The sequence below is a fragment of the Prevotella sp. LCP21S3_D2 genome (assembly GCF_052118345.1).
GTDB lineage: Bacteria > Bacteroidota > Bacteroidia > Bacteroidales > Bacteroidaceae > Prevotella.
The window spans coordinates 53,348-65,651 of the sequence record NZ_JBQKHJ010000022.1; the positions used below are offsets into that span (position 1 = coordinate 53,348).

11 protein-coding genes are annotated in these 12,304 nt (G+C 42.1%); 6 read left to right on the top strand and 5 right to left on the bottom strand.

Features of this window, described 5'->3' with window-relative positions; translation table 11 throughout:
• Positions 1-17: 17 nt before the first annotated feature.
• From purE to ACTQ16_RS12755, 5 genes are all read right to left on the bottom strand, one after another.
• Complete coding sequence (gene purE / locus ACTQ16_RS12735) at positions 18-524, bottom strand: 5-(carboxyamino)imidazole ribonucleotide mutase (RefSeq protein ID WP_006848250.1); 507 nt, start codon at positions 522-524, stop codon at positions 18-20.
• A 64-nt stretch (positions 525-588) separates the two neighbouring features.
• Complete coding sequence (locus tag ACTQ16_RS12740) at positions 589-1,197, bottom strand: phosphatase PAP2 family protein (RefSeq protein ID WP_294968979.1); 609 nt, start codon at positions 1,195-1,197, stop codon at positions 589-591.
• Positions 1,198-1,232: 35 nt separating this feature from the next.
• Complete coding sequence (gene rpoN, locus ACTQ16_RS12745; RefSeq protein WP_441937718.1) at positions 1,233-2,765, bottom strand: RNA polymerase factor sigma-54; 1,533 nt, start codon at positions 2,763-2,765, stop codon at positions 1,233-1,235.
• A 40-nt stretch (positions 2,766-2,805) separates the two neighbouring features.
• Positions 2,806-3,456, bottom strand: coding sequence for a hypothetical protein (locus tag ACTQ16_RS12750; protein WP_441933750.1), 651 nt, complete (start codon positions 3,454-3,456; stop codon positions 2,806-2,808).
• Between the two features lie 670 nt (positions 3,457-4,126).
• Positions 4,127-5,197: a C1 family peptidase gene (locus ACTQ16_RS12755; protein WP_441937719.1), complete on the bottom strand. Its 1,071-nt coding sequence runs from the start codon at positions 5,195-5,197 to the stop codon at positions 4,127-4,129.
• 231 nt (positions 5,198-5,428) lie between these two features.
• Here ACTQ16_RS12755 and ACTQ16_RS12760 point away from each other — a divergent pair, with 231 nt between their 5' ends.
• The 6 genes from ACTQ16_RS12760 to ACTQ16_RS12785 form a co-directional block, all read left to right on the top strand.
• Positions 5,429-6,694: a peptidase U32 family protein gene (locus ACTQ16_RS12760; protein WP_153124807.1), complete on the top strand. Its 1,266-nt coding sequence runs from the start codon at positions 5,429-5,431 to the stop codon at positions 6,692-6,694.
• Positions 6,694-7,131, top strand: coding sequence for a SufE family protein (locus ACTQ16_RS12765; RefSeq protein WP_153124805.1), 438 nt, complete (start codon positions 6,694-6,696; stop codon positions 7,129-7,131). The genes ACTQ16_RS12760 and ACTQ16_RS12765 overlap by 1 nt, the downstream gene beginning before the upstream one ends.
• Entirely contained in the window at positions 7,124-7,666 is a 543-nt protein-coding gene (locus ACTQ16_RS12770; RefSeq protein ID WP_217760034.1) for an RNA methyltransferase, read from the top strand. Before ACTQ16_RS12765 ends, ACTQ16_RS12770 begins: the two co-directional genes overlap by 8 nt.
• 305 nt (positions 7,667-7,971) lie before the next feature.
• Positions 7,972-9,726 (top strand): hypothetical protein, encoded by a 1,755-nt coding sequence (locus ACTQ16_RS12775; RefSeq protein WP_441937721.1) that lies wholly within the window; start codon positions 7,972-7,974, stop codon positions 9,724-9,726.
• 179 nt (positions 9,727-9,905) lie between these two features.
• The gene (locus ACTQ16_RS12780) at positions 9,906-10,748 is read left to right on the top strand and encodes a GLPGLI family protein (RefSeq protein WP_441937723.1); all 843 of its coding nucleotides are present in this window, start codon (positions 9,906-9,908) and stop codon (positions 10,746-10,748) included.
• A 35-nt stretch (positions 10,749-10,783) separates the two neighbouring features.
• The coding region (locus tag ACTQ16_RS12785; protein WP_441937724.1) for a carboxypeptidase-like regulatory domain-containing protein at positions 10,784-12,304 on the top strand (1,521 nt) is incomplete at its 3' end.

Here is a 12,304-nt window from a genome sequence, read left to right on the forward strand (position 1 = left end):
GAATGGGGCATATTAGATTAATTACACTTGAAGTCGTATTTCACCTCAGCCAAATCCTTGTTAGCCTTCTCAATCTTGGCACCGAGACCCGCCTTCCAAGCCTCTACCTTCTGAGCCACTTCCTCATCGGCAAGGGCAATCATCTCGGCAGCGAGGATGGCAGCGTTCTGAGCCGCATTCACACCAACAGTAGCCACAGGAATGCCAGGAGGCATCTGAATGATGCTGAGCATGGCATCAAGACCATCGAGCATACCCTTGATAGGCACACCGATAACTGGCAGTGGGGTAGATGCTGCGATGACACCAGGAAGGGCGGCAGCCATACCGGCAGCGGCGATGATTACCTTTACGCCACGCTCCTTAGCTCCCTTGGCGAATGATTCTACTGCATCTGGAGTGCGATGAGCAGAGAGGGCATTCACCTCGAAAGGAATCTGGTTGTCGTTCAACCACTTACATGCTTTTTCCATAACAGGCAGATCGCTTGTACTGCCCATGATAATGCTTACTAATGGTTTCATTTCTTCTTATTTATTTATAATTATAAACTTTTTTCTTTGCAGAATGTGCTTTCTGATACTGATGCTAGATAATCATAATAGCACAGACGATTCCTATCAGAAATCCCATAACCACCTGAGATAGCGTATGTTGTCGCAGAATCATTCTGGCTGTTCCTACTGCTCCTGCCAGAATCAAGACTAAGCAGAGCCACCATAGCGGGTTGAAGGAAAACGCCATGGAATAGGATACCAATGTGCCTGCCACGCCACCGATGGCTGCAGTATGCGTACTGATTTTCCACCAGACATTGATGATGGCACAAATCATCTGTATTGCCATCGCTACAACCACGATGATGCTGATGACACGTGGCGTATTGCGGTATTCCATCCAGAAGAAACAGCAGAAATAGCACACGATGGAGATGATGTATGGCACGATACGACGCTCCTTCTTGCCTAATTCCTTGGCTGTCCATCCCTGTACTCTGCGATATAGATGTATCAGGAGGGATGGAGTAACAACCGTAAACAGATACACAAAGGCAAGCATCGTCAATTTATAAGCCATGGGCAATAATGCCATGTAGCTGAATATGAACAGCACGGTGAGTCCTACCAGCGGAAGATAGAACGGGGTGAAGATCATACTCATAATCTGAGCTGCCAATATGATATTTTTCTCTTTCATAACTCTAATATTTCATAACTCTAACGTATCTTTCCTTATTTCCTGAGTCGTGCAACCGGGATGCCGAACTGCTCTCTGTATTTGGCAACCGTGCGTCGTGCAATAGGAAAACCTTTCTCTTTGAGCGCCTTGGCAAGGGCTTCATCGCTTAGTGGTTTTTTCTTATCCTCCTTATTGATCAGCTCCTGCAGGGCCAGCTTGATTTTGCGGGTAGCCATCTCCTCTCCGTTTTCCGTTACATAGCTGTCGCCAAAGAAGAATTTGAGTGGGAATATTCCCCATTTGGTCTGTGCATATTTTACGTTGCTGACACGTGATATGGTACTGATGTCCAAACCTGTACGGTCTGCTATGTCTTTGAGAATCATCGGTTTCAGGTCGGCTTCGTCTCCATCCATGAAAAACTGACGCTGAATGTCAATGATGGCTTTCATCGTGACGATGAGCGTGTGCCGACGTTGCTTGATAGCTTCGATAAATCCCTGAGCCTTGTCTACTTTTTCCTTGGCATAGAGCAGCGCCTCCTTGTCTTGGCGGCTCATTTTTTCCTTGTGCTTTTTGTAGGTGTCTATCATATCAGTAAATGATGGAGACACGGTGAGCTCGGGAACGTTTCCGCGGTTGAGGGTGAACGTGATAGAACCGTCATCATTGGTGTCGATGATAAAGTCGGGAGTGATTTGCTGCATGTTTCTGCCTTCCGTTTCGCCCATTGAAGCACCAGGTTTAGGATTCAGCTTTCTGATTTCCTCCTTCAGGGTTTCTACCTGGGTATCGTTTAATTCGAGTCCCGCCTTGATCTTATCCCAATGTTTCTTGGTGAATTCTTCGAAATAGTCGGTGAAAACTTCTTCCATCGTCTTGCGGAGAACGCCTCTTGGCAATCTCTTGACTTGCAGCAGGAGACATTCCTGAAGGCTTCTGCCACCAACACCTGCAGGGTCGAAGGTATGGAGGATGTGGAGCACATGCTCAATCTCCTTCTCCGTTACGTCTATGTTGTGATAGATGGCAAGCTCATCGCAGATGCTGTCTAGGTCTTTGCGTAGCAGACCGTCATCATCGAGCGAACCGATGAGGTATTCCATAATCTCCTTTTCCTTATCAGAGAGTATGTGCATATCCATCTGCTCCTTCAGCTTATCGTAGAAGGAGGTAGTATCGCCATACACCATTTCTTCATAGTCAGCATTGTCCTGATTGCTGTATCTATCTGTATTATAATCAGGCATCTGGTCGTCTCTTCCTATGCTTTCCAAAGCCTGGTCCAGTTCATCTTTTCTTTCTTCTTTTTCCGATTGAGCCTCGTAGGCAGCCTCTTCGTTGCTGTCGTCATTATAGTTTTCTGTATCAGTATCCATCGGAGTCTCTCCATCGTAGCTTTCGTTCAGCATATCGTCTGGATTCTCACTCTCCAATGCAGGATTATCGTCCAGTTCGGCATTTACGCTTTCCTCCAGTTCGGTGAGAGGCATTTCCAAGAGCTTCACCTGCAGTATCTGCTGTGCGGTGAGCTTTTGAAGCTGTTGCAGCTTTTGTGCCTGTGTCTGAATGAGTTTCTGAGCCATTTTTTTTCTTTTTTGAGTTAAGCTATAATTTGATAGTATATTACTTGTTCTTAAAATATTCTTTCAGTTCATTGGCAAACTGATACAGTTTATCCGGATTTCCATTACCGTATTTTTGCCAAATATCGCTGCATGGTTCCAGGAGTGGGCTTGCGGGTTCTTTCTCTCTGTTGAGATAAGGGTCGCAGAACCGGAATACGCTCATCACCTCTGCAATTATCTCCGGCGTTGTTTTGATAAACTTGGCGAGGTCTATAATCTCAGGGGTTTCTGGTACCATGGTGATGGGGGTAAGCTGGAAATAGAGATCAAGAATAATGATCAGCTTCACCGGAGTGAGTGAAGGTTCTGCTTCTAGCGGTTCCCAATCTTTCTCGAATGATTCTTTCAAAGCCACTCCTTCGAAGAAAGCTTGCGCATTGCCACATCCCCTCATCTTTCTGACGAGAGCTATATCGTGAGCCAGTTTGCGTGGATTATCGGCGTATTTATCCCATAATCGCTTGATGTGCGGAGCAACCATTCTCAGTTTGAACATCTGCTCATGCAGATATTCTGGTTGAATGTGGAGCTCCAGGCTCAAGTCAACCATTCCTTTCGAATAGAGAGGTTTTACGCCCATTGGTTTTTTCTGGTACAACTGTAACAGTAACAGCCAGTAATCTTCGTTCCACAAAGGATGTCTTGCCATATTCTCAATGCCTTTATTAATCTTTTGCAAAATTACGACTTTTCATTGGTAATACAAAATAAAATCGAAGATATTTTCAATAAAAATAAAGTGCGCAACCTCGAGAGTCCTCGAAATTGCGCACCATTAATGCTATATTCCCAATTTTTTCATAACTCAAGGAGGTTTGCTTTCACAAGTCCCCTCCGTTGTGTTGCCCGAAGCAGTCATTTTACTGCTCACAGGCTTCATCTTTTGTTATCCGATACGTTTTTCTTTTTTACCTTAAGTTACGCCTAACCTACTGAAAAACTATCCTGTCGTCCTTGAATAAACAATCTTTTTTCTTTACCTTAAAACTAATAACCTAAAAAAACTAAACAACTAACAATCTTAAACCTAAAAACCTAATAACCTAAACAAATTTTCTTTTGTCGTCCTTGAATAAACAATCTTTTTTTTACCTTTTAACTAATAACCTATAAACAACTAACAATCTTAACCTAAAAACCTAATAACCTTTTTGTCTTATTGACGATGCAAAGGTACGACGATTTTGCCAACCAGCCAAATCTTTTATGCGGAAAATGCTAAAAAAGCCCCCTTTTTTGATGTAAATCAACTATGTGTGTGCGTACACAAGTGTTATGAAGCAGATATTTGACTTATATCAAGTATTATCGTACCTATCTTAAACCTTATCATAAAGGAAGGCATCTTCACTCATGTAGACGGCTATGGTCTTTTGCTTGATATAGTCTTCCGAGAGATAGATGAGTCCCTTGTTTCCCCATTTCTTACCCCATGAATTGCGGCAGACGTAATAGCGCTGCTTGCCTTCAACGAAAGAACCTATGATTTCCATCACATGATCATCGGTAGTGCGGAGTTGTTCAAACTCCTTCTGACGTGACAATTGTGTTACAGGTCGCTCCGCTGGTCGAACATCTACATAGTTCTTCTTTGGTGTTTGGAAACCTGGTTCGCTGATGTCGCCTTCCCAGCAGACAGGGTGACCCTTTTCTACTGCTTTTTGGATGTGGAGCATCATCTCGTCAAGAGGGAGGTTGAGAAAGACATCGTGCATTCTGTTGTCTGGAACCTCAAGTGCGAAGTATTCCCTGAAAGGATGATGGGAGAAACTGGTGAGCGATACGTATTCTTCCGGATAGCATACGCTGTGGGCAAACTCCTGTGGGGTGTATTCGGCACCTAGCATGTGGACAGCCTTGGCGGGCATGTATCCTATTTCTGCATCAAAGAGATTGTTTAAATCTTCCTTGAGTTTGTCGATACCCGTCTTTTGGGAGATGGCACTGTCGCATAGCTTCTGTACCTTTCGGCAGAGCACCTTATAGTTTACATGCTTGGGATCTTCGTAACTGTCGTATGGTTGGGCTCCATACTTATCTATATAATGTATAAGCATGGAAGCGGTGCCACGAAGGCTGATATCTTTCTTTCCCTGAGCAAAGTAATATTCCAGTGCCTGTTCCTGAAGCATCATGCGTGCCACGTAGGCAACGGACAGATTAACAGAGTCGCCCTTCATGATATGCTCGCTTTCGATGGTTGCAAGCATGCCATACGCCCAGCAGAGTTCGCTTTCACCCTGATCTTTGATAGGGGTTGTATGGATCAGCTTGACTGATGCGGGCAGGTTGTCTATTTGATACTCTGACTGTTGATGACCAGAATCTCTCTTGTAGTTACAACTTGCAATCAATACTATTGCTAAAAATGCTATAATAATTTTCTTCATACCTCTTTATATATAATATAGGTGTATAATCTTCTATGTTGATCTACTTATTTGGTATAAGTAATCTGGGCAGCAAAGATACAATTATTATTTGATTTAGAGTAAGCTAGAACTTGATTTCTTGCGTTAAGATTTCATAATGCCACCTATAACATAAAATAAATCTTGAATAATTTTGTATTGTCTTTATTTTGGCGTAACTTTGCACCCACAAATAGAAAAATTGCATTCATGAATACAAAGATAAACGAATTTGAAGTAATGGCGCCAGTAGGATCTCGCGAATCCCTTGCTGCTGCCATTCAAGCTGGAGCCGACTCTGTTTATTTCGGAATCGGTAAGTTGAATATGCGTTCTCACTCTGCCAATCATTTTACTATTGACGATTTGCGTGAGATTGCTGCTACCTGCAATGAGCATGGCATCAAGACTTATCTTACCGTTAATACGGTAATCTATGATGACGACATTGAGACGATGAAAGAAATCATTGATGCTGCCAAGGAGGCTGGCATTTCTGCAGTAATCGCCAGTGACGTGGCTGTGATGAGCTATTGTAATGAGGTAGGTGAGGAAGTTCATTTATCCACACAGTTAAACATCTCTAATACAGAGGCTTTGAAGTTTTATGCACGTTTCGCAGATGTATCTGTATTGGCACGTGAATTAAACATGGATCAGGTGAAGCACATCCATGAGCAGATTGAGAAGCAGAATATCTGCGGTCCGATGGGCAAGCAGATTCGTATCGAAATGTTCTGTCATGGTGCTTTGTGCATGGCGGTTTCCGGTAAGTGCTACATGAGTCTTGCCAATGCCAATCGTTCTGCCAACCGTGGTGAGTGTGTGCAAATCTGCCGTCGCAGTTATACCGTTACTGATAATGAGACCGGTAACCAGTTGGAAATCGACAACAAGTATGTGATGAGTCCTAAGGATCTGAAGACCATCCGCTTCATCGACCGCATGATGGATGCTGGTGTTCGTGTCTTCAAGATTGAGGGTCGTGCCCGTGGTCCTGAATATGTATATACTGTAGTGAAATGCTATAAGGAGGCGATAGCTGCAGTTCTTGACGGCACCTTTACAGAAGAGAAGAAGGATGCCTGGGACGAAAAACTTGCCACCGTATTCAACCGTGGTTTCTGGGATGGTTATTATCAGGGTCAGACTCTCGGTGAGTGGAATAAGCATTATGGTTCTGTGGCTACAGAGAAGAAGGTGCTTGTGGGTAAGGTGATGAAATATTTCTCTAAGTTGGGCGTGGCAGAGGTTGCCGTAGAGGCTTCAACCTTTGATAAGGGTGAGAAGCTTCTCATTACGGGTAACACTACCGGCGTGATGTATCTCAATGCCGATGAAATCCGTTACGACCTGAAGCCAGTGGAAACAGCGCAGCAGGGTTGGAGAGTTTCCGTTCCTGTGCCAGGCAAGGTTCGCCCTAACGATAAGCTCTATAAGTTGATTACAGTAAACGAAATTAAAGAAATAAAATAATGGCAACAATTAATGATTTGCAGGATGAAGTAGTTGAGGAGTTCCAGGACTTTACCGACTGGATGGACAAGTATCAGATGCTCATTGATTTGGGCAATGAACTGGCTCCTCTCGAAGAGAAATATAAGAACGAGCAGAACCTTATCGACGGTTGTCAGAGTCGTGTTTGGTTGCAGTGTGACTATGTAGATGGTAAGCTGGTCTTTACTGCCGATAGTGATGCGCTTATCGTGAAGGGCATCATCGCTCTCCTGATTCGCGTGTTGAGCGGTCATACTCCAACAGAGATTATGGATGCTGATCTCTATTTCGTAGAGAAGATTGGTTTGAAGGATCATTTGAGTCCTACTCGCAGTAATGGTCTTCTGGCGATGATTAAGCAGATACGTATGTACGCCTTGGCTTACAAAACAAAAGAAGCAGAAGGCAATGCGTAAATTAAGAACGATAGAGATGAATCGCCTCACCCTGGAGGAATTCAAGGAAGCAGAAAAACTTCCTTTGGTTGTTGTTCTCGATGATGTGCGATCCTTATATAATGTAGGAAGTGTCTTTCGCTCTTGCGATGCCTTCAGAGTTGAAGCGGTGTATCTTTGTGGTATTACCGCTACTCCTCCAAATGCCGAAATCCATAAGACGGCTCTGGGAGGCGAAGACAGTGTGGATTGGGAATACTTCAAGACTACAGAAGAAGCTGTAGAGAAGTTGAAGCAAAAAGGCTACTTTGTATATAGTATTGAGCAGGTAGAAGGTTCTACCAAGCTGCAGAACTTGCCGGAAGCCCACACTGAAGAAGAGAAGGGTTACGCTGTTATTTTTGGAAATGAAGTAAAAGGCGTAAAGCAGAACATCGTAGATATGAGTGATGGCTGTCTGGAAATTCCTCAGTTTGGTACAAAGCATTCCCTGAATGTCAGCGTTACTGCTGGTATTGTTGTCTGGGAGTTTGCCAAACTCATTATTATCCATTAAAAAAGAGTACACGTTTTTTAAAAAGGTTCTTCCGTTAAAGCTATACGTCTTACATGGTAAGCATCTTCGCATTTAACGGAAGAACCTAGTAAAAGACTTCTATATATACGATAGAAGTTGTTGGAAAAGACAGTAGAAATTGTTGGGAAATATAGTATCTAAGACCGCACATCAGCTGTTGTGCGCTTGCACATCACCTGATGTGCGGGCGTTTTTCGGCTGATGTGCGGTTTGTGATAGTTATTTTATAGAGACATTATTTTGTAGTTTCTTTATTTTTTCGTACTTTTGCAAAAAAGAGAGGAATGAAAGAAAAGGTCATATATTTGTTGTTAATCCTCCTGATTCTTACATCTTGTGCAGGAAACAGGAAGTATGATGATTTGATGAAGCGGGCAGATAGCATCATGAATGTTAATGACGACTCTGCCAAGGTTGCCATCCGGATGCTTGATGGGGTCAAATCCCAGCAGCCAGAGTTTTCCAAATCGCAAAAGATACGCTATGAGTTGTTGCGTCATAAGGCGATGAACAAGGCTTGCATCACGTTCACATCTGATAGCGTGATGAAGGAAGTGGTGGATTATTATGACCATCATGGTTCGGCTAACGAGCGTATGCTTGCTAACTATGCCTTGGGCTGCGTGTACAGGGATATGCATGAGGCACCAATGGCATTGGAGTATTATAATAAAGCGACGGAGCAAGCCGATACCACTGCCGCAGATTGTGACTATGGCACGCTTTATAGAGTATACAGCCAGATGGGTTTTCTTTTTAGTAAGCAATATTTACCTTATCAATTGTTAGATGCTTTTGGTAAGGCGGAGAAGTATGCCTATTTGGCAAAGGATACCTTGAATGCAATTATTAACTATCAAAATCGAGAAAATGCTTATTCTTATTTAGGAAATAAAGACTCTGTTATTGCGATAAACTTGCATGCTGCAACTATGTTTAAGCAAATAGGAAACAACTATGCAGCAGCAATAGCTTTTGGCTGTAATTATAACTATTATGTTGAAAAGGAAGATACGCTTAATGCCCTAAAAACTTTTAAGGCATACTTTTCTACAGGATATGAGGGAAATTCAGAATATGAGGATTCTAAGGCTTATGTATTATGCCAAAAAGGAACGTATTATATGTTTACTGCTCAGTTGGATTCTGCTTATAACAATCTACAACAGAGCCTAAGACTATGTAAATCATATAGTATTAAAGCTGCAACAACCAAAGCCTTAGCTCAATATTATGCAAAGGTAAATCAACCCGCAATGGCAATGAAGTATGCCTTGCAAAGTTCTGAGTATAATGACTCTGACTTGATAGAAGCTAGAAAAACTCAGTTACAACAAGTTCAAGCCATGTACGATTATGGTAGAAATCAAGAAATAGCAAGAAGGGCGGAGCTGAAAGCAAAGCGAAGCAGACAAATGAACTATATGATAGTTTTTGCTTGTGTCGTATTGTTCTTGTTCCTTTCTTATGTTTATAGAAAGCAGTTAGCTCTCAAGAAAAAGAGAATAGCAGCTTCAAAGCTGGTGTATGAGGACTGCTTGCTTAAACTTAAAAGGTTACAGGAAGAAAAAGCTCAACTTGTAGCAGAAAAAGACAAAAAACTGGCTCAAATTATAACAGAGAAAGAAAATGCAATCAGTAAATTAGTGTCAGAGATACATGATATACAAAACAGATACTCATTATCTTCGATGTCCGATGCTTATTTAGTTTTAAAGAATTCTTCCATTTACAAAAAAATCCAATGTATAGAAGCGCATCCTTTGGAAGAAATGACTGAGGAGGATTGGACGGAATTGGCTGATACGGTAGAGGAACTAATTCCTAACTTTATTCCTATGTTGAAGAACCGAGTCAGCGATAGAGATTATCGAATCTGCTTACTGATCAGACTCGGAATTCCTGCATCCTTAATGGCAAGACTTTTAAATCTATCTGATGCAGCAATCTCAAAAAGCAGGAAAACTATGTTGAAAAAGCTGTGTGGAAAGGTAGGAAAGCCCAAGGAATTTGATGAGTATGTGCTACATATCCCATAATTTTTGGCATGGTAAAATTTAGATAAAATACTCATAACCTTTTCATTTTTAGTGTATTTGGTGAATGGTAAAAAATAGGTAAAAAGTAAATTAATAATTTTCTTGCGCCTTTCCCTGCAATTTTGTACTTTTGTAGCGGAAATTAAAATAAAACAAGCAACAACTAAAAAGTTGAGATTATGAAGAAATTACTATTTTTTTTATTGTTATGCGCATTTCCTTTTGTAGCTAACGCTCAAATTGTAGCTAACGCTCAAATGGCATATGACAATCAGCCTGCAAAAGTTGCTAAACGGGTACAGGTAGATAACGGTCTCATGGAATGTATTTATCATTATACCGTAATAGATAGAGATTTATCTACTTTTCGTGAATATGACCAAATATTAGAAATAGGTGATTCTATTTGCAAGTATGGAGATTATGGAGAATATCGATTGGATTCTGCCATGGCGACCATGCCTGTTGTGACAAATCGAGATTTTGATGTGTTATATCGTAGATATAATCCAGAGTCAGATTTCATACTGCTACATATGAATTCTAATCGTTTGGGTTTTTATGGTAGAGTTTGTATCGACCATTTTATTTACCATGAGCCAAAACCACAAATTAATTGGGAACTGTCAGATAGTACAAAAGAAGTATGTGGCTATTTGTGTCACCTTGCCACTTGCGAATTCAGAGGTCGTAAATGGCAAGTTTGGTACTCGGATATTCCATATAGTTTGGGACCTTGGAAGTTGAATGGTTTGCCAGGACTCATCTTGGAGGCTAGGTCTTTGGACAAAGACCATGTTTTCACGGCGATAACCGTGAGAAAGTCGCATGCTCCTATTCTTCGTCAAGAAAATGACAATTTTAAGACTACACGTGAACGCTTTAATAAGGCACTTCAGACTTATAAGGAAAATCCAATGAAATCTTGGCAGAATACACCTCTGGCTCCTAAAGACATGAATGGAAAGCCTTTGCCAGTTAAAAAGAGAAAGTTATTCTATAATCCTTTGGAAAAGGAATAGCAGCAAGGCAGTTTAATAAAAACAAAAGTTTTAGCATGAGTTTCATCAAGCATATTGGGATGGTTGTCCTTGCATTGCTAATAGCCTTGCCTCTCTCTGCCCAAACCACCCTTTCGGGAATGGTAAGGGACGAGTCGGGCAAAGCTCTTGGCAATGTAATGGTTAGAGCCTACAATCAACATAAGAAGTTGAAGCGTTACGCACAGACGAATAGACAAGGTGAATTCCGTCTTGCCACCACCGCCCATGATTCTATCTCCAGTATCACCTTGTCGCGGTTGAGTTATGAGACTAAAACCGTCCTGCAAAAGGACTTTGGCAAACTCAAGAATATCATCTTACATGATGCTGCCATCAATATCAAGGAGGTAGTAGTAAGAAGTGTGCCAATTCACCAATCTGGCGATACATTGACCTATAACGTCAATGCCTTCAAGAAAGGAAGTGATAGAAGTATTGAAGATGTCTTGAAACGAATGCCAGGTATCAGCGTGGATAATACTGGAGGTATCTATTATCAGGGAGAACGCATCAGCAAGTTTTATATCGAGAACATGGACATGCTGTCGGGCAACTATACCTTGGCTACCAAGAATATCCGCCCTGACGACGTGGCGGCGGTGAATGTCTACGAAAACCACCAACCCATAAGAGCCTTGAAGAATGTAGACTTCTCCGACAAGGCTGCGCTCAACCTGAAAATCAGGAATAACCGTAAGCTGAAGCCTATCGGCTATCTTCAGCAAGGATTGGGCTATGATGACCAGACGCTGTGGAAGAGTGATGTCTTCGCCATGCAAATCAACAAAAAGTCGCAGCAACTTTTGTCGATGAAGGCAAATGATACGGGCTTGACTTATAATACGTCGCAGTCTTTCGGACTCGACCAAGTTTCTGATTTCTCATCGTTTACATGGGATGGAATCAGCCTTTCTGCACAAGATATTCCTAGTGTGTCTTTGAACCGATATGTTGACAATAAGTCGGGAGAAGGAGCTTTCAACTCTCTCTTCAAGCTGAAGGACAAACGAACGCTTTCTCTCAATTTGCGTTATGCCGGTGATGACCTGCACTACCAAAACCAGAAAAAATCCAGTATCTTTGTGGATGACAACCAGTATCAAGACTTCTCTGAGAAGGTGCAGGCGGCAGTATATTCTAATTCTTTGATGGGAAAGATAAAACTGGAGAACAATACGGAGAAAGTATATTTCCTGGATGACTTTACCTTCAACTCCAAGTTCTATCACAAGCATTTTGGGTTGGAAGACAACTTTGATGGCGCACAAAAGCAAAAATCAGCCAATTATCAGCTAACCAACCAGTTTAGCTCCATTTACCATATTGGCAAGAACGTGTTTCAGTTGCAAAGTAATATCAAGTTCTCCAACACTCCTGTCAATCGTCTCCAAGCGATTCCTACCGACAAGAGTTGGGAGATGTGGCAAAGCCTCAACGAGACTGCCTTCCAGACCGACGAGCATACCTCTTTCGGATGGCAACTCGGCAGACTCGTACAAATGGGCGTCAAGGTAAACTTCGAGTCTTATTACAAT

Coding starts and splice junctions, on each gene's coding strand:
- ACTQ16_RS12750 (WP_441933750.1), bottom strand. CDS start 3,456: ATGGCAAGACATCCTTTGTGGAACGAAGATTACTGGCTGTTACTGTTA.
- ACTQ16_RS12740 (WP_294968979.1), bottom strand. CDS start 1,197: ATGAAAGAGAAAAATATCATATTGGCAGCTCAGATTATGAGTATGATC.
- ACTQ16_RS12755 (WP_441937719.1), bottom strand. CDS start 5,197: ATGAAGAAAATTATTATAGCATTTTTAGCAATAGTATTGATTGCAAGT.
- ACTQ16_RS12760 (WP_153124807.1), top strand. CDS start 5,429: ATGAATACAAAGATAAACGAATTTGAAGTAATGGCGCCAGTAGGATCT.
- ACTQ16_RS12765 (WP_153124805.1), top strand. CDS start 6,694: ATGGCAACAATTAATGATTTGCAGGATGAAGTAGTTGAGGAGTTCCAG.
- ACTQ16_RS12780 (WP_441937723.1), top strand. CDS start 9,906: ATGAAGAAATTACTATTTTTTTTATTGTTATGCGCATTTCCTTTTGTA.
- ACTQ16_RS12770 (WP_217760034.1), top strand. CDS start 7,124: ATGCGTAAATTAAGAACGATAGAGATGAATCGCCTCACCCTGGAGGAA.
- rpoN (WP_441937718.1), bottom strand. CDS start 2,765: ATGGCTCAGAAACTCATTCAGACACAGGCACAAAAGCTGCAACAGCTT.
- purE (WP_006848250.1), bottom strand. CDS start 524: ATGAAACCATTAGTAAGCATTATCATGGGCAGTACAAGCGATCTGCCT.
- ACTQ16_RS12775 (WP_441937721.1), top strand. CDS start 7,972: ATGAAAGAAAAGGTCATATATTTGTTGTTAATCCTCCTGATTCTTACA.